27 protein-coding genes are annotated in these 20,175 nt (G+C 35.6%); all 27 read left to right on the top strand.

Features of this window, described 5'->3' with window-relative positions; translation table 11 throughout:
• Nucleotides 1–26 precede the first annotated feature (26 nt).
• The 27 genes from CLHOM_RS01465 to CLHOM_RS01335 all read left to right on the top strand — a co-directional run bounded on the left by CLHOM_RS01465 (nt 27) and on the right by CLHOM_RS01335 (nt 20,150).
• Nucleotides 27–695, top strand: a complete 669-nt coding sequence (locus CLHOM_RS01465; protein ID WP_052219905.1) for a Rha family transcriptional regulator — start codon at nt 27–29, stop codon at nt 693–695.
• A 15-nt stretch (nt 696–710) separates the two neighbouring features.
• Nucleotides 711–929, top strand: a complete 219-nt coding sequence (locus CLHOM_RS01460; RefSeq protein ID WP_052219904.1) for a hypothetical protein — start codon at nt 711–713, stop codon at nt 927–929.
• Nucleotides 916–1,350: a DUF7768 domain-containing protein gene (locus CLHOM_RS01455; RefSeq protein ID WP_052219903.1), complete on the top strand. Its 435-nt coding sequence runs from the start codon at nt 916–918 to the stop codon at nt 1,348–1,350. The genes CLHOM_RS01460 and CLHOM_RS01455 overlap by 14 nt, the downstream gene beginning before the upstream one ends.
• The gene (locus CLHOM_RS01450) at nt 1,347–3,695 is read left to right on the top strand and encodes a virulence-associated E family protein (protein ID WP_052219902.1); all 2,349 of its coding nucleotides are present in this window, start codon (nt 1,347–1,349) and stop codon (nt 3,693–3,695) included. Before CLHOM_RS01455 ends, CLHOM_RS01450 begins: the two co-directional genes overlap by 4 nt.
• A gap of 242 nt (nt 3,696–3,937) precedes the next feature.
• Nucleotides 3,938–4,147 (top strand): hypothetical protein, encoded by a 210-nt coding sequence (locus CLHOM_RS01445; protein ID WP_052219901.1) that lies wholly within the window; start codon nt 3,938–3,940, stop codon nt 4,145–4,147.
• Nucleotides 4,093–4,386, top strand: coding sequence for a VRR-NUC domain-containing protein (locus CLHOM_RS01440; RefSeq protein WP_052219900.1), 294 nt, complete (start codon nt 4,093–4,095; stop codon nt 4,384–4,386). Before CLHOM_RS01445 ends, CLHOM_RS01440 begins: the two co-directional genes overlap by 55 nt.
• On the top strand, nt 4,367–5,719 hold the full coding sequence (locus CLHOM_RS01435) for a DEAD/DEAH box helicase (RefSeq protein ID WP_052219899.1): 1,353 nt from the start codon (nt 4,367–4,369) through the stop codon (nt 5,717–5,719). Before CLHOM_RS01440 ends, CLHOM_RS01435 begins: the two co-directional genes overlap by 20 nt.
• Nucleotides 5,716–5,937 (top strand): hypothetical protein, encoded by a 222-nt coding sequence (locus CLHOM_RS01430; protein WP_052219898.1) that lies wholly within the window; start codon nt 5,716–5,718, stop codon nt 5,935–5,937. The genes CLHOM_RS01435 and CLHOM_RS01430 overlap by 4 nt, the downstream gene beginning before the upstream one ends.
• Nucleotides 5,934–6,356 carry a DUF1492 domain-containing protein gene (locus CLHOM_RS01425; protein WP_052219897.1) on the top strand — a complete coding sequence of 141 codons (423 nt, stop codon included), beginning with the start codon at nt 5,934–5,936 and terminating at the stop codon, nt 6,354–6,356. Before CLHOM_RS01430 ends, CLHOM_RS01425 begins: the two co-directional genes overlap by 4 nt.
• Entirely contained in the window at nt 6,346–6,990 is a 645-nt protein-coding gene (locus CLHOM_RS01420) for an endonuclease domain-containing protein (RefSeq protein WP_052219896.1), read from the top strand. The genes CLHOM_RS01425 and CLHOM_RS01420 overlap by 11 nt, the downstream gene beginning before the upstream one ends.
• A gap of 300 nt (nt 6,991–7,290) precedes the next feature.
• Nucleotides 7,291–7,671, top strand: a complete 381-nt coding sequence (locus CLHOM_RS01415; protein WP_052219895.1) for an HNH endonuclease — start codon at nt 7,291–7,293, stop codon at nt 7,669–7,671.
• A 283-nt stretch (nt 7,672–7,954) separates the two neighbouring features.
• The gene (locus CLHOM_RS01410) at nt 7,955–9,205 is read left to right on the top strand and encodes a site-specific DNA-methyltransferase (protein WP_052219894.1); all 1,251 of its coding nucleotides are present in this window, start codon (nt 7,955–7,957) and stop codon (nt 9,203–9,205) included.
• Nucleotides 9,198–10,556: a DNA cytosine methyltransferase gene (locus tag CLHOM_RS01405; protein WP_052220039.1), complete on the top strand. Its 1,359-nt coding sequence runs from the start codon at nt 9,198–9,200 to the stop codon at nt 10,554–10,556. The genes CLHOM_RS01410 and CLHOM_RS01405 overlap by 8 nt, the downstream gene beginning before the upstream one ends.
• Nucleotides 10,557–10,623: 67 nt before the next feature.
• Complete coding sequence (locus CLHOM_RS01400; protein ID WP_011838226.1) at nt 10,624–10,935, top strand: DUF6329 domain-containing protein; 312 nt, start codon at nt 10,624–10,626, stop codon at nt 10,933–10,935.
• A gap of 113 nt (nt 10,936–11,048) precedes the next feature.
• The gene (locus CLHOM_RS01395; RefSeq protein WP_052219893.1) at nt 11,049–11,801 is read left to right on the top strand and encodes a hypothetical protein; all 753 of its coding nucleotides are present in this window, start codon (nt 11,049–11,051) and stop codon (nt 11,799–11,801) included.
• Nucleotides 11,794–12,009, top strand: a complete 216-nt coding sequence (locus CLHOM_RS01390; protein WP_052219892.1) for a hypothetical protein — start codon at nt 11,794–11,796, stop codon at nt 12,007–12,009. Before CLHOM_RS01395 ends, CLHOM_RS01390 begins: the two co-directional genes overlap by 8 nt.
• A gap of 59 nt (nt 12,010–12,068) precedes the next feature.
• Nucleotides 12,069–12,542 carry a phage terminase small subunit P27 family gene (locus tag CLHOM_RS01385; RefSeq protein WP_052219891.1) on the top strand — a complete coding sequence of 158 codons (474 nt, stop codon included), beginning with the start codon at nt 12,069–12,071 and terminating at the stop codon, nt 12,540–12,542.
• The gene (locus CLHOM_RS01380) at nt 12,542–14,092 is read left to right on the top strand and encodes a terminase large subunit (RefSeq protein WP_052219890.1); all 1,551 of its coding nucleotides are present in this window, start codon (nt 12,542–12,544) and stop codon (nt 14,090–14,092) included. Before CLHOM_RS01385 ends, CLHOM_RS01380 begins: the two co-directional genes overlap by 1 nt.
• Before the next feature lie 11 nt (nt 14,093–14,103).
• Nucleotides 14,104–15,363, top strand: a complete 1,260-nt coding sequence (locus CLHOM_RS01375; RefSeq protein WP_052219889.1) for a phage portal protein — start codon at nt 14,104–14,106, stop codon at nt 15,361–15,363.
• Nucleotides 15,364–15,367: 4 nt separating this feature from the next.
• Nucleotides 15,368–16,111 carry a head maturation protease, ClpP-related gene (locus CLHOM_RS01370; RefSeq protein ID WP_052219888.1) on the top strand — a complete coding sequence of 248 codons (744 nt, stop codon included), beginning with the start codon at nt 15,368–15,370 and terminating at the stop codon, nt 16,109–16,111.
• A gap of 33 nt (nt 16,112–16,144) precedes the next feature.
• A complete protein-coding gene (locus tag CLHOM_RS01365; RefSeq protein WP_074782840.1) occupies nt 16,145–17,428 on the top strand; it encodes a phage major capsid protein in 1,284 nt (427 codons plus the stop codon).
• Between the two features lie 13 nt (nt 17,429–17,441).
• Entirely contained in the window at nt 17,442–17,924 is a 483-nt protein-coding gene (locus CLHOM_RS01360) for a hypothetical protein (RefSeq protein WP_052219886.1), read from the top strand.
• A 39-nt stretch (nt 17,925–17,963) separates the two neighbouring features.
• On the top strand, nt 17,964–18,536 hold the full coding sequence (locus tag CLHOM_RS01355; RefSeq protein WP_052219885.1) for a head-tail connector protein: 573 nt from the start codon (nt 17,964–17,966) through the stop codon (nt 18,534–18,536).
• The gene (locus CLHOM_RS01350) at nt 18,533–18,859 is read left to right on the top strand and encodes a phage head closure protein (RefSeq protein WP_052219884.1); all 327 of its coding nucleotides are present in this window, start codon (nt 18,533–18,535) and stop codon (nt 18,857–18,859) included. Before CLHOM_RS01355 ends, CLHOM_RS01350 begins: the two co-directional genes overlap by 4 nt.
• Nucleotides 18,852–19,244, top strand: a complete 393-nt coding sequence (locus CLHOM_RS01345; RefSeq protein ID WP_052219883.1) for an HK97-gp10 family putative phage morphogenesis protein — start codon at nt 18,852–18,854, stop codon at nt 19,242–19,244. The genes CLHOM_RS01350 and CLHOM_RS01345 overlap by 8 nt, the downstream gene beginning before the upstream one ends.
• Nucleotides 19,241–19,585 (top strand): hypothetical protein, encoded by a 345-nt coding sequence (locus CLHOM_RS01340; protein WP_052219882.1) that lies wholly within the window; start codon nt 19,241–19,243, stop codon nt 19,583–19,585. Before CLHOM_RS01345 ends, CLHOM_RS01340 begins: the two co-directional genes overlap by 4 nt.
• Nucleotides 19,578–20,150, top strand: coding sequence for a major tail protein (locus tag CLHOM_RS01335; RefSeq protein ID WP_052219881.1), 573 nt, complete (start codon nt 19,578–19,580; stop codon nt 20,148–20,150). The genes CLHOM_RS01340 and CLHOM_RS01335 overlap by 8 nt, the downstream gene beginning before the upstream one ends.
• Nucleotides 20,151–20,175: the final 25 nt, after the last annotated feature.

The following is a 20,175-nucleotide window of genomic DNA, read 5'->3' as shown; positions in this document are numbered from 1 at the left end:
CGGACTATATTACAGGAGGTTTTCTTATGAAAGAATTGATACCCAAAGACCAATATGGAATATTTGTTGACACAAAGGACACCGCAAGAGTGGATAGCTTGTTTGTAGCTGATTTCTTTGAGAAGGAACATAAAAATGTTCTACGTGACATTGCCAAAATCACTGACTCCAAATCTGGATTGAGTAAAGAATTTGCTCGGCTCAATTTTGAGCAGACCTCATATACAGATGGTTGGAACAGAAAGCAAAAGGCCTATGCCATGACCCGTGATGGGTTCACTATGTTAGTCATGGGATATACAGGACAAAAAGCAATGCGTTTTAAGGAACTATACATCAAGAGATTTAATGAAATGGAGCAATTTATAAAAACATTAGTTTCTGCGCGTAAGGAGTTCCCATTACTAACGGAAAACATCAAGCTGCTGCATGACAATCCTAAACCTTATCACTTCAGTAATGAGTGTGATATGCTAAACCGCATTGTAATTGGAATGTCAGCAAAGCAGTTCAGACTGGCAAACGGAATAGAAAAAGGGAAAAGCATTAGACCATATCTGAGCGATGAGCAAATAAGTATGCTTGAAACCCTACAAAAAGTTGATGTAGGTTTGCTTGTAGCTGTACCTGATTATGAGCAGCGTAAGCGTTACCTTGAATGGTACGTTACAAAATTAAAGAACAAGGAAATATAAAAGGGGGAAAAATCAATGTTTTATGTTAAAGAAAAAATTAGCGATGCTATGGAAATAGTGGTTGAAATAAATGATGAAAATGTATTCTGCACCTGTCTTGGTTGTGGCTGTGAAGTTAATGTTGACCTTTCAGAAATATTTAGTAATGGTGATGCAGATTTATACGGTACTAATGTTTATTGCAGTGAATGTAGCAAAAAGGTAAGAGAGGAAAAATGCTATGACCATAAGTAAATTTAATTCCGAGGGCTATTATGATCCCACTCCTTATGCTGCAATTACTAATGTTATTAAAGAGGAGAAGGCAGAAAGAAATTCTGCCTTTAAACCTCTTGTATATATTTGTTCTCCTTATTCAGGGGATATTGATATAAATGTAAAAAAGGCACGAGCTTTCTGTAGGTTTGCACTGGAGAAAAATTGTATTCCTCTTGCTCCTCACCTGCTATTTCCTCAGTTTATGGATGATGACATTCCACAGGAGCGGGAACTAGCTATGTTTATGAATATGGTTTTGCTTGGTAAATGCAATGAACTATGGGTATTTGGTGACATTATTTCAAAGGGTATGGCAGAAGAAATTGCAAAGGCAAAGAAACGCAAACAGTTAATCAGATATTTTAATGAGAAGTTACAGGAGGTTGACAGTTTATGAAAATTGCAATCGGTAATAGCCGTATGGATAAAAAGTGGAAGAACACTGATATCTCATGGGAGGATTTTTGCTCCCGTGTAAAGACTACTCAAAAAACAACAGAAACCGTAGAAGAATATCGCAAGCTAAAGAGAGGACAGCAGGATGATATTAAAGATGTAGGTGGTTTTGTTGGAGGGCATTTAAAAGAGGGGAGACGTAAGAAAAATCATGTGCTTTGTCGGTCACTTTTAACACTAGATATGGATTATGCAACATCAGATGTGTGGGAGCAGATTACAATGCTTTTTGATTTTAAATGCTGCATATATTCAACTCATAAACATACACCAGAAAATCCAAGACTTCGCTTAATTATTCCTCTTGCTCGTGAAATTAGTGAAGAAGAATATGCAGCTGTGTCTCGTATGGTAGCAAAAGAAATAGGTATTGACCTTTTTGATGATACAACCTATGAGGCAGAACGTCTTATGTACTGGCCATCTACCTCTTCTAATGGTGTATTTGTATATAAAGAAAATGATGGAGCTTTACTTGACCCAGATTTATACCTTGCTAAATATGATAACTGGCATGATACAACTACATGGCCAGTATCTTCACGTCAATCGGAGATTATAAAAAGAAGTTTAAAAGAACAAGCAGATCCCCTTTTAAAGGAGGGGGTTATAGGGACATTCTGCCGTACTTATGGGGTTCGTGATGCAATTGAAAAATTCTTAAATGATGTTTATGCCCCATCAGCTATGGAAGGCCGCTATGATTATATTCCTGCTGATAGCAGTGCAGGCGTAATAATTTATGATGATAAATTTGCATATAGCCATCATGCTACAGACCCTGCAAGTGGTCTACTTTTAAATGCCTTTGACCTTGTACGTATCCATAAGTTTGGCTTTCTTGATGATAAGATATCTGCAAATACAGCGGCAAGTAAACTTCCATCCTATGTGGCAATGTGTGAGTTTGCAATTAAGGATACTGCAGTAAAAGCAGAATTTGCAAAAGAAAGACAAGCTCAGGCAGAGGAGGAATTTTCAGAGGATGATTGGCAGACAGCTTTAGGACTTGATAAACAAGGCAAAGTAAAGGACACTCTGGATAATATTGTGCTGATTTTACGCAATGATAATGAATTAAAACATATAGCTTTTAACTGCCATGGTGATGGTATAGATGCCAAAGGCGGTTTACCTTGGGAACAAGTAAAGTGTGGCTGGAATGATTCGGATAACGCATCTTTAAAGGTGTATCTAAGTAATAAATATGGAGTTTATGCTCCTACTAAAACAAAAGATGCTGTTTTGGCAGTTGCTACGGAAAGAGCGTATCATCCCATCAAGGAGTATCTTGATAATTTGCCAAAATGGGATGGTGTAACCCGTGTAGAAAATCTTCTTATAGATTATTTCGGTGCTGATGATAACACATATACAAAAGCAGTAATTAGAAAAACGATGGTGGCAGCAGTAGCACGCATTTACAATCCAGGAACAAAATTTGATAGTGTGCTTATCTTAAATGGCCCACAGGGTATTGGTAAGTCAACCTTCTTTTCAAAACTAGCTGGAGAATGGTTTTCGGATAGTTTAACCATCACAGATATGAAAGATAAGTCAGGTCCAGAAAAGTTGCAGGGATATTGGATCTTAGAACTAGGGGAACTTGCTGGAATGCGTAAAACTGATGTTGAAATTGTTAAATCTTTTATTTCAAGAGTAGATGATAAATATAGGGCAAGCTATGGAGTTAATGTAGAAAACCATCCAAGACAGTGTGTTATTGTTGGTTCTACTAATGCTGAGAATGGATTTTTGCGTGATATTACAGGTAACCGTAGATTTTGGCCAGTTCGTATCAGCGGCAATTCTGCTAAAAAATCATGGCAAATTACTACTGAAGAAGTGAAGCAGATTTGGGCAGAGGCTATTTATCTATATGAAAAAGGTGAAAAACTCTACCTTGAAGGTGATGATGCTATTCTTGCCAGTGGTGAGCAAGCTGATGCCATGGAAACTGATGAGCGTGAAGGTTTGGTGCGTACTTATCTTGATACTCTTTTGCCAGAGGATTGGGACAAAATGTCTTTATATGAACGCAGAAATTTCCTTGGAGGCAGCGAATTTGGAGGTGGCACCCGTGTAGGTACTGTAAAACGAAACCTTGTCTGCAACATGGAAATTTGGTGTGAGTGTTTTGGCAAGGATGCATCTTCTATGAAAACAGCAGATTCTTATGCTATTGCTGCTATTATGAGAAAAATTGGAGAATGGCATAAAGGTGATAGGAGAAGCTTTTCAATTTACGGACAACAAAGAAGTTATAGCAGAACATTGTCTAAATAATCGGCAAAGCTTGGCTATCTATTTTTGACAAGCGTTAGCTTTGTCTGTTGGTAGTCTTTTAAATTGTCATTAACATAACTGTTGGTATTAAAGCATTTAGGGAAAGTATGACGAGTTAGACAAGAATTAATCTATCTATAGGTTACTATATACTATTAATAGTAAAATACGTCTTATCGCGCGTAATAGGAAATTCAGTCAATTCGTCATAGTTGTCTGCTAAAGGAAAGGAAGAGGTAAATATGATCCTAGAAGATATTTTACAAGATAATTTTATGGAGTATAGAGAAGTTTATAAAAAAGCAGATGAAAAAGGTATGACAAAGAATGAAGTGAAAGCAGAAAAGGATAAGCTTGGAATTAAAACTATTACTTTAGTGAATGGAGATGAGAGGTTATGGCTGTGGTATATTCCGAAAAACGTGTGGAACAAGTTCTCATTAAAACAGTAAAAAAGATGGGAGGCATTTGTCCTAAGTTTGTATCTCCTGGATTTGATGGAGTGCCAGATCGATTGGTTCTTTTACCAAAGGGCAAGGTAGCCTTTGTTGAATTAAAAGCAAAAGGTAAGAAAATGAGACCACTGCAAGTAAAGAGAAAAAGACAGCTGGAAAAGCTCGGATTTTTGGTTTACTGCATAGATGATGTTAGCCAGATTGGGGGCATTTTAAGTGAAATACAATCCTCATGACTATCAAAGTTTTGCAACTAATTTCATTTTAGAAAATCCTATAGCAGCAGTGCTACTTGATATGGGTTTAGGAAAGAGTGTTATAACCCTTACTGCCATATTTGACCTTTGTCTTGATAGCTTTGAAGTTTCAAAGGTTTTAGTCATTGCACCACTTAGAGTTGCTAGAGATACATGGCCTTTAGAAATAAAAAAATGGGATCATCTTAATGGACTTACTTATTCAGTAGCTGTAGGCAGTGAAATACAAAGGAAAGCAGCACTTATGCAGAAGGTAAATATTTATCTTATTAATCGTGAAAATGTGGACTGGCTGATAAATGAAAGTGGTACTCCTTTTGATTATGACATGGTTGTAATTGATGAGCTATCATCGTTTAAGTCCTATAGTGCTAAGAGATTTAAAAGCTTATTAAAAGTAAGACCTAAAGTAAAACGAATTGTGGGACTTACTGGAACACCAAGCAGTAACGGATTAATGGATTTATGGGCAGAGTTTAGGATCCTTGATATGGGAGAAAGGCTTGGAAGATTTATAACCCATTACCGTAATAACTTATTTGAACCTGATAAAAGAAATCAGCAGATGGTGTTTAGCTATAAACCCAAAGCAGGTGCTGAAGATGCAATTTATCGCCTTATTTCGGATATTACCATTTCTATGAAAAGTACGGATTATTTGAAAATGCCAGAATGCGTTATAAATGAGGTTGTTGTAACACTTTCTGAAAAAGAACAAAAAGCCTATAACAGCTTAAAACAAGATTTAGTGATATCAATTAAAGATGAGGAAATAGATGCAGTAAATGCTGCAGCTTTATCAAATAAGCTTTGTCAGATGGCAAATGGTGCTGTGTATGGTGAGGACAAGCAGATATTTGAGATACACGATAAAAAGTTAGATGTACTAGAAGATTTAATAGAATCAGCAAATGGAAAGCCTGTACTTGTTGCTTATTGGTTTAATCATGATTTAGAAAGAATTAAAAAGAGGTTTAAGGTTCGTGAAATCAAAACCTCAAAAGATATTAAGGATTGGAATAATGGTGAAATAGAAATAGCAGTAATACATCCTGCATCAGCAGGACATGGACTAAACCTTCAAGCTGGAGGTTCAACTCTTATATGGTTTGGGCTTACTTGGAGTTTAGAGCTTTATCAGCAAACCAATGCAAGATTATGGAGGCAGGGACAAAATGAAACAGTTGTTATCCACCACATTATTACTAAGGGTACTATTGATGAGGATATTATGAGAGCTTTAAAACGAAAAGAAAAAGTACAATCAGATTTAATAGATGCAGTAAAGGCTAATATTGGAGGTGAATTATGACTGATAATTATCAAGAACTTGCTAATGCTATAGTTTTATTGGCAGTGCAAGATTATAGAAAAGCATTGAAAAAACTATCAATTTCCCCTCATAATAGAATGCTGACAAGTGAAATAAGGAAACTTGAACGTTTTTTTCGGTCAAACTATTGCAGATTACTTACTGATATAGATGGTGAAACACTTATTAAAAAACTTAGGCAGGAGGTTTTAAAATGACGGCAAAAGAATACTTAAGGCAACTTTCAAGAACAGAAGCCTTTATAAATGCAAAGAAACAAAGAGCTGAGGCATTGCGAAGACTAGCTGAAACTTCATCTTCTCCTGTGATGAACGGAATGCCAAGAAACCCTAATGGTGGAGGTTCAACTATGGCAGAGGCTATTTGTAAAGCCATTATGATAGAGTCAGAAATAAAGGAAGATGAGATAGCTTTACAGGAGAGAAAAGTGTTTCTCTTAGAACTTATAGGTAAAATAGAAAACACTGAACATCAAACAGTTTTAATTAAGCGATATTTTGAAAAATTATCGTGGGATAGAATTGCAGAGTGTATGTTTTATTCTACAAGATGGATATATAAATTACACGGTCAAGCATTAGAAGATTTGGAAGGAGTGTTTAAACATGAGTCATAAAGAAGCCATTGAAGATAAGATTCCTATTCAAAAAGATTCTAAGGGTTTTAATTGGTACTATCCACCTTGTAAGATTTGTGGCACTCCTGTACCTAATTGGTCTTATATCCGTATCACGAACTATATTTGTAATTCTTGCCGAAAAGAATTAGTTAAATTAGAATTTGAATATAGAGGTAACTCAACAGTAGATAAAAAAGAGAAAAAGCTACAGAATGCGTTAAAGCGAATAGAAAAAGTGGCAAATATTAAGGATTATAAAAAAGCAATTACATTTGTACGTAGAGGATTTAATAATAAAAGTTGGTATCAAAGTACGGAAGAGATAATGGTGGCACTTGAACTAGTAAAACAGGGAATTAAAGCATATCACCAAGTTAAGGTATATGATTATAAAGTGGATTTTGTTATTCCTGATTTAAAAGTGGCCTTGGAAGTTGATGGTCCTATATACCACAACAAAAATAAGAAGGAGACTATAAGGGATGAAGTTATATCACAAAAATTAGGTGATGGATATGAAGTTATAAGGATTTCCACAGAAAATATAAATCTTAATATAACAAAACTTCTTCCAGCTATTAAAGCAGTACTTTGTTCTCGTAAGAAAAAGAGTTCACCTAAGTTCAGTTGAGTTCAGTTGAGTTCACATAGCCCCTATGTTAAAATGGTGTTAGTAAAAATATAGTAAAAAGCAAAGTCATTGCAGGTAGAACTGTGGTGGCTTTCTTTTATAGTGAGGGTTGAGAAAATGTTAACCTAAAATCAGTTAAATAACCTTTTTTATAGGTATGAAAAAAATAGAAAGAGCTACTGCTATTAAAAAACTTATAGTTAAAGGTTATAGCATAGATAAAGCTACAAAGAGTTATAACATATGGAGAAAGTATTGTATTACATCTCTTTTTAATATAGATTAGGAGGAACAGTAGCTATGCCAAGAAAACCAAGGAAGCCTTGTAGCTACCCAAACTGTCCAGAGCTTACAGAAGGTAGGTACTGTGAAAAACATCAAAAGGAAATAGATCAAAGCTACAATAAAAACTGTAGACCTTACAGCTACCTTTATAACACAAGCAAGTGGAGGAAGCTTCGCAAGCAGTTCCTACTCGAGCACCCACTTTGTGAGGAATGTAAAAGAAAGGGTATTGTTACTGCTGCTGAAGTGGTTGACCACATTAAGCCTCATGAAGGTGATGAAAGATTGTTCTGGGACGAGAGTAACTGGCAAGCTTTATGCAAGTGCTGTCATGATAAGAAGACTGCTAAGGAAGATGGAAGATGGGGAAAGAAAGGAAGAGTTTACTCCTATTAGAGTTATAAACAAGAGTTTGTTGGTAATCTGTAGACAACCTGTTGATAATTTTTTAGCAGGGGAGGGGGTACTATTTCCTTACAGCCTAAAAACCCTACGTCGGGCGGTCCCCTTCGTACTAAAAATCGCATAATTCTAGGGGCGGGGTATAAGACCAACGTTGAATATAAACAACTATTGAATTTAAAAGGTTTAAGAAGTGTTACACCTTAAAAAAGTTATGTTAAAACATAGGCTTTTTAGGGTGTATTTTTATTGATTTTTATAAAGGATGGTGAAAGTATTGGATATTCAAAAAATAGCTGTTGAGAAATTAAATCCAGCTAAATATAATCCACGTAAAGATTTAAAAAAGGGTGATCCAGAATATGAAAAGCTTAAAAGGTCAATTGAAACCTTTGGCTATGTTCAACCAGTAATTTGGAATAAGAAAACAGGACATATCGTTGGAGGGCATCAACGATTCAAAATTCTAAAGGAGCAGGGAGTAGCAGAGGTTGAATGTGTTGTTGTTGAAATGGATGAAGCTGAGGAAAAGGCATTAAATATTGCTTTAAACAAAGTAAGTGGTGATTGGGATATGCCAAAGCTTGCTGAACTTTTAGAGGACTTAGATAAATCAATGTTTGATGTATCGCTTACAGGTTTTGATGCTGCTGAAATAGATGACCTATTTTCTAAGGTTCATGATAAAGATGTGAAGGAAGATGACTTTGATACAGATAAGGTACTTGAAGAAATTAAAAATCCAATATCTAAAGCAGGAGATATTTGGCTTTTAGGAAAGCATAGACTTATTTGTGGTGATAGTACAAAGCTTTCAGATGTTGAAAGGCTGATGGAAGGAAAAAAGGCAAACCTTTGTGTTACTGATCCGCCTTATAATGTCAATTACTCAGCAGGCAAAGAAAATGAGAGAGTTATAAAAAATGATAATATGGAAGACAGTAAATTTTATGATTTTCTACTTGCAGCATATAAAAATGCTTTTGAGGTTTTAGATGATGGAGCTGGAGCTTATATTTTTCATGCTGATACTGAAGGACTTAACTTTAGAAAAGCTTTTAAGGATGCAGGATTTCATTTAGCAAATGTGTGTATTTGGGTAAAACAGAGCCTAGTATTAGGGCGAAGCGATTATCAGTGGCAACATGAGCCAGTGCTCTATGGTTGGAAACCAACAGGAAAACATAGGTGGTATTCAGATAGAAAACAGACAACTGTTTGGAATTTTGATAGACCTAAAAAAAGTCCCGATCATCCAACTATGAAGCCAGTACCTTTAATGGCCTATCCAATACAAAATAGCAGTATGACCAATTGCATTATTTACGAGCCATTTGCAGGAAGTGGTTCTACATTAATTGCCTGTGAGCAGACGGGTAGGATATGCTATGCAGTAGAACTTGATGAAAAATATTGTGATGTTATTGTTAAAAGATTCATTGAAGCTGTTGGAGAAGATGGAGTTTTCTTAATTAGAGATGGTGAAAAAATAAAATATGCTGATATCAAAAAGGAAGGTTGTGATTAATATGACCTTCCTTGATTTTTGTGCTGGAATAGGTGGCTTTAGATTAGGTTTAGAATTAGCAGGTCATAAATGTATTGGATTTTGTGAAAAAGATAAATTTGCAGTTAAATCATATAGAGCTATGTATGATACAGAAGGAGAGTGGTATGCAGATGATGTTACAAAACTCAGACCAGAAGAAATCCCAAGAGCAGATATCTGGTGCTTCGGATTCCCATGCCAAGACATCTCAGTGGCAGGAAAACAGCGAGGAATCAGAGGAAAAAGAAGTGGAATTTATTTCAGCATTATTGACCTCATCAAAGGCAAAGAAGAAAAAGATAAACCCACATACTTACTTATTGAGAACGTTAAAAACCTGCTATCAATTAATAATGGATTTGACTTTGCCACAGTTCTCTCTGAACTGGACCAAACAGGGTATGATGCAATCTGGCAGGTGCTTAACTCTAAAGACTTCGGAGTTCCCCAAAACCGAGAGCGCGTGTTCATTATTGCAAATCTTAGAACCAGAGGTAGACGAGAAGTATTACCTATCACAGGAGAAAACACAGCAGCTCTTAAGCAAATTATAGGTGGAAGTCAAGGATATAGAGTATATGATGCTGAGGGTGTTTCTTGTACTATTCAAAGTAGTGCAGGAGGAGTTGGTGCTAAAACTGGTCTTTATTGTATCGGTAATATTAACCCAAGTGGCAATGGAGCAAGTGGAAATGTTTATAATTCAGAAGGAATTTCACCTGCTTTAACAGCAAATGGTGGAGGGTTAGGTGCTAAAACAGGATTATATTTTATAGATCAATCGAATACCAAACCACAGCTGACTGAAACTTCAAGGTGTATAACTTCAAGATATACAGCAGGAGTGGTTAACAGAACTGCAATGAATAGTGCTGTTTTTGAAGCTTATCCTGTTATTACACCAGAGAGAAATGATAAAAGACAAAATGGCAGAAGAATGAAAAACGCTGATGAGCCAATGTTTACTTTAACAAGCCAAGATAGGCATGGAGTTGCAATAAAAAATGCCACTAAAAAAGGTTATGTAGAAGCAAATATTGGTGATAGTATATATTTGAATTTCCCTAATAGTACAACTAGAAGAGGTAGAGTTGGCAAAGGGATTACTGGTACTTTAGATACTTCATGTGCTGTTGGAACACTTGATAGTAATTATCGCATTCGCAGACTAACTCCTAAAGAATGCTTTAGGCTTCAAGGCTTCCCAGATGAACTATTTGAAAAAGCTAAAGCTGTTAATTCAGATGCTCAGCTTTATAAACAAGCTGGCAATGCAGTAACTGTAAATGTTGCTTTTGCAGTAGCTAAAAGTTTACCCAAAAGTGAATGAAATGCTTGATATATGTGTGTTTTAGAGTGATATATAGTATAACAAAAACACACTTGGAGGTTTTAGAATGATAGCATTATTTGGAAGAAAGGTTTTAAATTTAAAGGAACTTAAAGAACTTACAAAAGAAGCTAAGAAGGATGGAGTAAAAGGAACAGCCTACGAAGTTACAAAAGAAATTGAACTAAGAGATGAGGAATTTAAAGAATTTGCAAAAGACTTCTGCAAAGACCAGCCTTGGATAACCAAAGAAGATGGTGGTTGCAACGAAAAAGGAGAGCTAAGATGCATAAGGGTTAGGAACACAAAAACAAAGAAAAGCATTTTAGTAGATTCAGAAGGCTACACCTACCCAAGGTACACAGCGATTGAAAATTAGACAGAAGCAGGCTGAAGGGCCTGTTTTCTTCTTAAAATATTTATACAAAGTACTTGCTATTAACTGTGTTTAGAGTGATATATGTAACTACCAAAACACAGGGAGGAATGAAGATGGATAGAAAAGAAATAGTTAAAATTTTAAGTGAAGCCTTAGGTTCTCAAGCAAAGTATCTTGGAGCACCAAGCTTTGCCTATGAAATTAAAACGGAAAAGGAAATCTACACAATAGATAGGCAAGGAACCATTATAACTTCGCAAGGTAGGTTTGTTAAACTTAACGAAATTTTAAAGGGAGAGGATTCTGAAGAAAAAATAGAGGCTACAGCTATTGATAGTTTTAATTTAGAAATTCCATTAGGAGAGCATACAGGAAGAACACTAATGAATATTTTAAATATGCTTTACAGTAAACAGCAGTTAATTGTTAAAACCTTAGAATTAAAAGAACCTTTTATTGAGAAAACCTTTATAAAGAATTTGAATTTAAAGAGAACAGAAACTTTAGAAGAATTTCAAAATGCTATTACTGAAGTTGGAACTGATGGTTGCAAAGGCATATTCTTTGATTTTGAGAAAGGAACCTTTACCTTTAAGCTATTAGGTGAAATCTTAAGCCATGAAAAAATATATGCATTTATAGAACTTGTATCTTTAATAAATGTGAACGCACAAAAATTAAAACACACCTCTTTTAAGCAGGCTCAGGAGGATAACCCTAAATATGCATTCAGAACTTGGCTCATTCGCCTTGGCATGAATGGAAGTAAGTATAAAGATATAAGGAAAACACTTCTTTCAAATCTTGAAGGCAGTTGTGCTTTTAGAAAATTACAACAGGAAGGAAGTGCTGAAATAAATGGATAGATTTTTTACTCAGAAAACCTGTGATCGCTGTGGAGAAAGCTTAAAAGAGGGCAGAATAATGTCAATGTATAATGAGGATTGCATTTGCTTAAGCTGCAAGGAAAAGGAAAGGAAACGTAGTGATTATAAAGAAGCTGTAGAAGCTGAATATGAAGAAGTTAAAAGAGGAAATTACAACTACAAGGGGATAAAAGGAAAAACAAAATGAGTTTAAGGGTCTACGATTGTAGGCTCTTTTTTAGTTAGCCAAAAGAGGAGGTGATACCTATGGCACAGAGAGGAAGAAAACCAAAGCCTACAGCAATTAAAGTTCTTGAAGGAAATCCAGGGAAAAGACCACTTAATCAAAATGAACCAAAACCAGAGAAAAAGGCTCCAAAATGTCCAACTTGGCTTGAAACAGAAGCTAAGAAGGAATGGAGAAGGATGAGTAAAACCCTAGAAGCTATAGGTGTCTTAACTCAAGTAGATGCCTCAGCTTTTGCAGGTTACTGCCAAGCCTATGCAAGGTGGAAGGAAGCAGAAGAGTTTTTATCAAAGCATGGCACTATTTTTAAAACTCCATCAGGATATATTCAGCAGGTTCCTCAAGTATCCATCGCTCAGACTTATCTTAAAATTATGAAGGACTTTTGCTCAGAGTTTGGACTTACTCCTGCTGCAAGGTCAAGAATAGCAGTATCTACAATAGAGGGAAGTTCTGAGGACCCAATGGAGGATATCCTTAGGGTGGTGAAGTGATGTTTGATGAAATAAAAGCTCAAAGAGCTGTAAATTTTATAAACAATCTTAAGCATACCAAAGGAGTATGGCATGGAGTTCCTTTTGATTTACTTCCTTGGCAGGATAAAATAATCAGAGATATATTTGGAACTGTTAAAGATAATGGATTTAGGCAATATAACACAGCCTATGTTGAAATACCTAAAAAGAATGGTAAATCTGAAATTGCGGCAGCTATAGCACTTTATCTTACCTGTGCAGATAGTGAATGGGGAGCTGAGGTTTATGGCTGTGCAGCTGACAGGCAGCAAGCTTCAATAGTATTTGATGTAGCTGTAGATATGGTTGACCAATGCCCTGCACTTAAGAAAAGGATAAAACCTATAATATCTCAAAAGAGATTAGTATATATGCCTTTAGGAAGTTTTTATCAAGTGCTATCCTCTGAGGCGTTTTCAAAACATGGACTTAATGTACATGGAGTTATATTTGACGAGCTTCATGCACAACCTACTAGAGAATTATATGATGTTATGACCAAGGGCAGTGGAGATGCTAGAATGCAGCCGCTGTTCTTTTTAATTACTACAGCAGGTACTGATAGAAACTCTATATGTTATGAAGTACATCAAAAGGCAGATGATATTCTGAGAGGTAAAAAATTTGATCCAACCTTTTATCCTGTTATTTATGGAATTAAAGATGAGGATGATTGGAGCTTAGAGGAAAATTGGTATAAAGCTAATCCTTCACTTGGACATACCATACCTATTGAAAAGGTCAGAGATGCTTTTAATAGTGCAAAGGAAAATCCAGCAGAAGAAAATATATTCCGTCAGCTAAGACTTAATCAGTGGGTAAAACAATCAGTAAGATGGATGCCTATGGATATATGGGATAAATGCTCTTTTGCTGTTGATATAGATAAATTAAAAGGCAGGGAATGTTATGGTGGACTTGACCTTTCAAGTACCAATGATATTACAGCCTTTGTATTAATATTTCCACCAACACCAACAGATGATAAATATTATGTACTTCCTTTCTTTTGGATACCAGAAGAAAACTTAAAGCTTAGAGTTAGACGTGACCATGTGCCTTATGATGTGTGGGCAAAGCAAGGGTTTCTTAAAACTACAGAGGGAAATGTTATTCATTATGGATTTATTGAAAGCTTTATAGAGGACTTAGGAAAGAAATATAACATAAAACAAATAGCTTTTGACCGCTGGGGAGCCGTGCAGATGGTTCAAAATCTTGAAGGCTTAGGCTTTACTGTAGTTCCTTTTGGTCAAGGGTATAAAGATATGAGTCCACCAACTAAAGAGCTTATGAAGATAACCTTAGAAAAGAAAATAGCTCATGGAGGGCATCCAGTTTTATCTTGGATGATGGATAACGTATATGTTAGAACTGACCCTGCTGGAAACATAAAGCCTGATAAAGAAAAATCCACTGAAAAAATAGATGGAGTGGTTGCACTTATTATGGCTTTAGACAGAGCCATTAGAAAAGAAATTAAGGAAAATATCTATGAAAAACGTGGTATGAGAAGTTTACTGGATTAGGGGGGTATACTTTGAAATTTAGAGATAGAATGAAATTATTTATGACTCCACAAAATGCATTATTTGAGGTTCTTCAGAAATATTCTGAGGACTTTTTAAGTGGAGAAGAAGTACCTGCAGATAACAATTTAAGAATTGATACAGATACAGCTATGAGTTTTTCTGCAGTATTTGCCTGCAATAGAGTTTTATCAGAAACATTGGCAAGCTGTCCTATTATGCTTTATGAAAAAGATGATAAAGGAAATAGGCATCAAGTTACAGACGTTGTTGAATATGGCTTGCTTCATTATGCACCAAATGCAGAAATGACTCCAGTTCAATTTAAAGAGTTTGGGATGACAAATATAAACCTTGGTGGAAACTTTATAGCACAAAAGGTTTTTAATATGCATGGAGAGCTTTTAGAGCTTAGACCTATATCATGGGACAGAGTAAGGATTGATATAGATAAGTCTACTGGAAAGCTCCTTTATTTTATAGATGGGAAGACAGAGCCTAAAACAAGAGATGAAATTCTGCATATTCCAGGATTAACTTTAGACGGTTATATAGGAATAACACCGCTTAGTTATGCGGCACTTACTATTGATATTGGACTATCTCAAGATAAATTTGAAAGAAATTTCTATCATAATAGAGCTTCTACCAGTGGAATATTTCAGTATCCAAATGAACTTGGAGATGAAGCTTTTCAAAGACTTAAAAAGGATATAACTAAAAATTACACAGGTCTTTCAAATGCAGGAGTTCCTATGATACTTGAAGGGGGAGGACAGTTTAAAGAAATAACCATGAAGCTAACAGATGCACAGTTCTTAGAATCTAAGAGGTTCAGAATAGAAGATGTGTGCAGGATATTTAGAATACCTCTTCACTTGGTGCAGGACTTAACAAGATCCACTAATAACAATATTGAACACCAAAGTCTTGAGTTTATAGTCTACACCATGCTTCCTTGGTTTAAACGGTGGGAGGAGAATTTAAATCTACAGCTATTATCAAAGGAATCAAGAAGAAAAAATAGATATTATGAATTCAATATTAGCGGACTGCTTCGAGGAGATATTAAATCCAGATATGAAGCCTATGCACAGGGAAGGCAATGGGGTTGGCTTTCTGTTAATGATATTAGAAGACTTGAAAATATGAACCCTATAGAGAACGGTGACCGATATCTAGAGCCCCTCAATATGAGCGAAGCAGGAAAGCAGGAACAGCTTAAGGCTTTAAGGGAAGAAGTGTTTAATTTAATAAGTGAAAGGAAGTGATAGAATGCCATTTTGGAATTTTAAAAATAATGAAGAAAATGAGGAGGAGATAGAACTTAGAATTGATGGTGACATTGCCATGGATGATGATTTTTGGTCCTTGCTATTTGGTATAGAAAATGTTACTCCCAAGGGATTTATTTCAGAGCTTGCTCAGTACAAAGGTAAAGATATAAATGTTTGGATTAATTCCTATGGTGGAGATGTTTATGCAGCTTCAAGAATTTATACTGCTTTAAAGGAGCATAAAGGAAAAGTTAAAGTAAAAATTGATGGTGTAGCAATTTCAGCAGCTTCAGTTATAGCCATGGCAGGAGATGAAATTCTAATGTCTCCAACTTCAATATTGATGATTCACAACCCTTGGGGAAACTTTCAGGGTGAAGCTAAGGATTTAAGACATGGTGCTGATGTGCTGGATGAAGTAAAGGAAACCATAATCAATGCTTATCAGCTTAAGACGAAAAAATCCAGAGCAAAAATATCACAGATGATGGATGAAGAAACATGGATGAGTGCTAAGAAAGCACTAGCTGAAGGCTTTGTAGATGGAATGCTTTATACAGAAAATAAAGAAGGATCAGTAGAAAATTCCTTTATGTTTAGCAGATTTGCTATTCAAAATAGTTTAAATACCAGAACTAGAGATTTTATAAAACAGTATAATCAAAGATTTAAAGAAACCTATAAAGATGAAGAAAAAATTAAATTATTAAAATCAAAACTTGCCTTAGAGTGTGAACTTTAGGGCATCTATTATTTTGAAAGGTAGGTAATGTATATGTCAGAGAAAATGAAAGAATTATTAGCTCAGTTATCAAATTTAGAAACAGAATCTAAAAAACTTATAAATAAAGAGGATGCTACAGCTGATGAAATAAATGCAAAGCTTGCGGAGATAAAGGCTCACAAAGCCAAGATTGAAGCACAAAAAGAGATTGATGCAATGGATGCTGAAAGACAAAAACAAGCACAAACACCAGTAAATGAACCAATATATGCTCAGCCTAAAAACCATGATGAAAAGAAGTGGAAGAGCATGGGTGAGTTTTTGGGTGCTGTTGCTAAGGCTTCATCTCCAGGTGGAAGAATGGACAACAGATTAACCTATCAGAACTCAGCCACAGGCTTAAATGAAAGTGTAGCTTCTGAAGGTGGCTTCCTTCTTGAGAATGACTTTATTAATGATTTGTTTGAATCCATGATGACTCAAAGTCAAGTGGCGAACAGAATAAGAATGATTCCTATAGGAGCTAATACCAATAGGCTTAGAGCACTTGGAATTGACGAAAATAGCAGAGCAAACGGAAGTAGATGGGGTGGAGTTCAAGCTTACTGGGTAGCAGAAGCTGAAACAGCAGCTCAAAGTAAACCAAAGTTTAAAGAGATTGAAATGTCCCTTCAAAAACTTTTAGCACTTTGCTATGTAACTGATGATTTGCTTCAAGATACTACAGCTTTAGAAGCTATAGTAAGGCAAGCCTATGCAGATGAAATGAGTTTTAAGATTGATGATGCAATTATTAATGGTACTGGTGTTGGAATGCCTCTTGGAATACTTAATTCGGATGCGCTTGTAACTGTACCTAAAGAAAAAGACCAAGCGGCAGGAACAATAAAGTATGAAAATATACTTAAAATGTGGAGTTCAATGCCTGCAAGACTTAGAGCAAATGCAGTATGGTATATAAATCAAGAGATAGAACCACAGCTATACACTATGGCTCTTAATATTGGAACTGGAGGAGCACCAGTGTTTATGCCTTCTGGTGGTGCAGCAACTTCTCAGTACAGCACATTACTTAACAGACCAATTATTCCAATAGAGCAGTGCTCACCTCTTGGTAAAAAGGGAGATATAATCTTAGCAGATCCAACTCAGTACATTGGAATAGATAAGAAAGCACCATCAGCAGATGTTTCTATTCATGTAAGATTCCTTTATGATGAGCAGGTATTTAGATTCATCTATAAGTTCAATGGAATGCCATATAAGAATAAACCAATAATGCCTTACAAAGGTGCAAATCCATTGAGCCCATTTGTGACTTTAGGTGATAGATAGGAGGTAGAAAGCAATGATAACAACTTTAGTTGAAAAATATAAAGTGGTTCAGGCTGTAGAGCCGAAGACCACTAATGCTGCGATAACAGGGGCATATGTAAGTCTTAAAAATGTAATAAGAGGAGCGGTTGTAGTAAACCTAACTCAGGCAGTAGGCCACGCAACTCAAGTTTACTTGTATCAGGCAAAGGATGTTTCAGGAACTGATGCAAAACCTTTAACAAATACTGTTCCAGTATGGGCAAATGAAGATGTATCTTCAGGAGATTCACTTACAAGAAAAGCAGACGGGGTAAGTTACACTGTAGCAAATACAGCAAAAAATAAGCAGGTAGTATTTCATATTGATCCTGCAAAGCTTGATATAAATGAAGGATTTACTTGCCTTAATGTAAGAATTGGGGCAAGCACACAAGCTACTAATTTTGCATCTGCAGATTACATTTTAGACAGTAAGTACGCAGGAGATAACCCTTCATCTGTAGTTGTTGATTAAACTCGGAGCCTTTTGGCTTCTTTCTTTTGAGGTGATAAAATGGCAATAAAAATGATAACCCCTCCAGTAGCTGAACCAATTACTTTAGAGGAAGCAAAACAGCATTTGAGAGTTGATGGTAATGATGATGACTTTCTTATACAAAGTCTTATAAAGCAGGCTAGAGAATGGTGTGAAGATTATCAAAACAGAAAATATATAACTCAGACTTTGGAATTAGTACTTGACAGCTTTCCACAAGGGAATGCCATAATCTTTTATAACTGTTCCCCAGTGCAAAAGGTAGAAAGCATAAAGTATTATGCTGTAAACAGACAGGAATATTTATTTGATGAGAGCAATTATATTTCTGATTTAGATGGCTTTGTAGGCAGAGTTGTTTTAAATAGAGGAAAGCACTGGCCCATAGTGGAACTTCAATCTGTAAATGCCGTAAGAGTTAGAGTTGTTGCAGGCTATGGAGATAGTGGAGATAAAGTGCCTGAAGCAATAAAGTGGGCAATTATTCTTCAAATGAAGCTTTTATATGATGACTACAGGCCAGAGGAAAAAACAAAATTAGAGGAAGCAAGAAATGCTCTTCTTTCTATGAATAGGGTGATTCCTGTATGAAATCAGAGGAGTTAAAACATAGAATAACACTTCAAACTTTCTCAACTACAGTAAATGATAATGGTTTTGAAGTTGAAGAATGGACAGATTTTAAAGAGTTATGGGCGGCTGTTACAAATCTTCATGGCAGAGAATACTTTGAAGCAGCAGCTGTTCAAGCTGAAAATACTGTTAAATTTACTATACGGTATGTGCCAAATATTGAAACAGCAATGAGGATTTTATTTAAAGGAAAGCAGTACGATATAACATCTATCGATAACATAAAATATGCCAATAAATTTATAGAAATCAAGGCTATGGAGGTTGATAGTAGTGGCTAAGATAGAACTTGAAGGAATGCAGGAGCTTATAGATAGAGTTAATAAACTTGGTGCTAAGGGTGAAGTTATAAAAAAGAAAACTTTAGATAAAGCAGGAAAACTAGTTAAGGAAAGCATGGAGAAAAAGGCTCCAAGGTCAAGATTAAGTAAAAAACACATGGCTGATAATATAAAGGTTTCAGATATAGAAAAAGAAAATGGAGTGGATTTTGTAGAGATTGGTCCTAATAAAGGAGATAATTCAGAGTTCTTTTATTCAAAATTCAGCGAGTGGGGGACAAGTACACAGCCAGCACAGCATTGGGCAGAGAACTCTGTCCTTGAGAATAAAAGAGAGATAAATAATATTATAAAGGAAGAACTGCAAAGGGGACTTGAGGAATGATAAATAAATTGATTATAGACACCTTAAAGCCTCTTAAAATTCCAGTAGCCTTTCAAAAGTACAGTGGAAAAGCAGAAACATATATTACTTTTCATGAGTATTTAGCTGCAGGTGAAAAGTATGAAGATGATGAGGAAGCTTTAACAGCACATTATATCCAAGTAGATGTGTGGTCAAAGAGTGATTATACAGATATAGTCAAAACAATAAAAGAACTTTTGCTTAAAGCAGGGTTCAAAAGATTAAATGAAATAGACCTTTATGAAGTGGATACAAAAATCTATCATAAGGGTCTTAAATTTTATTATTTAGAAGAAATGGAGAGTGATTCAAATGGCTAGACAAATAGGATTAAAAGATATTCATATAGCTGTTTTAACAAAGGATGACAGTACTGGTGTTACTTACAGCACTCCGGAAAAGTTAGAAAGAGCAATAAGTGCAAAGCTTTCTCCAAAATCAAATTCAGATAATATTTATTCTGATGATGCGGTGGAAGATATTATTACTGCCTTTGAAGGAGTAGATGTTGAAATAGAAGTTAATCAGCTTTCTCTTACAAGCAGAGCAAAACTTCAAGGAGCAAAGGTTGTAAAAGGTGTCCTTATAGAAAATAAGGATGATATGCCACCAACTATAGCACTTGGCTTTAAATCAAAGAAAAACAATGGAAAATACAGATATGTATGGCTACTTAAGGGTAAATTCGAACTGGCAACAGATGAATATGATACAGAGGCAGAAAAGCCAAAGGCTCAGAGTGCAAAGCTAAAGGGTAAATTCTATTCAAGGGACTTTGATGGAAATTACAGATTTATCTGTGATGAGGATGCTCAGGGAGTAGATGCAACAATTATTAGTGGGTGGTTTACTGCAGTTCCTAGTGAGCCAGTGGAAACACCATAAAATTATTTTGGAACATTGATTTAAT

Source organism: Clostridium homopropionicum DSM 5847 (genome assembly GCF_001263795.1).
Lineage (GTDB): Bacteria > Bacillota > Clostridia > Clostridiales > Clostridiaceae > Clostridium_H > Clostridium_H homopropionicum.
The sequence above is the reverse complement of the archived record's forward strand: the minus strand, read 5'-3'. Positions and strand labels throughout refer to the sequence as shown.

Coding starts and splice junctions, on each gene's coding strand:
- CLHOM_RS01335 (WP_052219881.1), top strand. CDS start 19,578: ATGGCTAGACAAATAGGATTAAAAGATATTCATATAGCTGTTTTAACA.
- CLHOM_RS01355 (WP_052219885.1), top strand. CDS start 17,964: ATGGCAATAAAAATGATAACCCCTCCAGTAGCTGAACCAATTACTTTA.
- CLHOM_RS01445 (WP_052219901.1), top strand. CDS start 3,938: ATGATCCTAGAAGATATTTTACAAGATAATTTTATGGAGTATAGAGAA.
- CLHOM_RS01440 (WP_052219900.1), top strand. CDS start 4,093: ATGGCTGTGGTATATTCCGAAAAACGTGTGGAACAAGTTCTCATTAAA.
- CLHOM_RS01360 (WP_052219886.1), top strand. CDS start 17,442: ATGATAACAACTTTAGTTGAAAAATATAAAGTGGTTCAGGCTGTAGAG.
- CLHOM_RS01465 (WP_052219905.1), top strand. CDS start 27: ATGAAAGAATTGATACCCAAAGACCAATATGGAATATTTGTTGACACA.
- CLHOM_RS01365 (WP_074782840.1), top strand. CDS start 16,145: ATGTCAGAGAAAATGAAAGAATTATTAGCTCAGTTATCAAATTTAGAA.
- CLHOM_RS01340 (WP_052219882.1), top strand. CDS start 19,241: ATGATAAATAAATTGATTATAGACACCTTAAAGCCTCTTAAAATTCCA.
- CLHOM_RS01395 (WP_052219893.1), top strand. CDS start 11,049: ATGGATAGAAAAGAAATAGTTAAAATTTTAAGTGAAGCCTTAGGTTCT.
- CLHOM_RS01450 (WP_052219902.1), top strand. CDS start 1,347: ATGAAAATTGCAATCGGTAATAGCCGTATGGATAAAAAGTGGAAGAAC.
- CLHOM_RS01430 (WP_052219898.1), top strand. CDS start 5,716: ATGACTGATAATTATCAAGAACTTGCTAATGCTATAGTTTTATTGGCA.
- CLHOM_RS01400 (WP_011838226.1), top strand. CDS start 10,624: ATGATAGCATTATTTGGAAGAAAGGTTTTAAATTTAAAGGAACTTAAA.
- CLHOM_RS01385 (WP_052219891.1), top strand. CDS start 12,069: ATGGCACAGAGAGGAAGAAAACCAAAGCCTACAGCAATTAAAGTTCTT.
- CLHOM_RS01420 (WP_052219896.1), top strand. CDS start 6,346: ATGAGTCATAAAGAAGCCATTGAAGATAAGATTCCTATTCAAAAAGAT.
- CLHOM_RS01390 (WP_052219892.1), top strand. CDS start 11,794: ATGGATAGATTTTTTACTCAGAAAACCTGTGATCGCTGTGGAGAAAGC.
- CLHOM_RS01425 (WP_052219897.1), top strand. CDS start 5,934: ATGACGGCAAAAGAATACTTAAGGCAACTTTCAAGAACAGAAGCCTTT.
- CLHOM_RS01370 (WP_052219888.1), top strand. CDS start 15,368: ATGCCATTTTGGAATTTTAAAAATAATGAAGAAAATGAGGAGGAGATA.
- CLHOM_RS01380 (WP_052219890.1), top strand. CDS start 12,542: ATGTTTGATGAAATAAAAGCTCAAAGAGCTGTAAATTTTATAAACAAT.
- CLHOM_RS01460 (WP_052219904.1), top strand. CDS start 711: ATGTTTTATGTTAAAGAAAAAATTAGCGATGCTATGGAAATAGTGGTT.
- CLHOM_RS01350 (WP_052219884.1), top strand. CDS start 18,533: ATGAAATCAGAGGAGTTAAAACATAGAATAACACTTCAAACTTTCTCA.
- CLHOM_RS01455 (WP_052219903.1), top strand. CDS start 916: ATGACCATAAGTAAATTTAATTCCGAGGGCTATTATGATCCCACTCCT.
- CLHOM_RS01415 (WP_052219895.1), top strand. CDS start 7,291: ATGCCAAGAAAACCAAGGAAGCCTTGTAGCTACCCAAACTGTCCAGAG.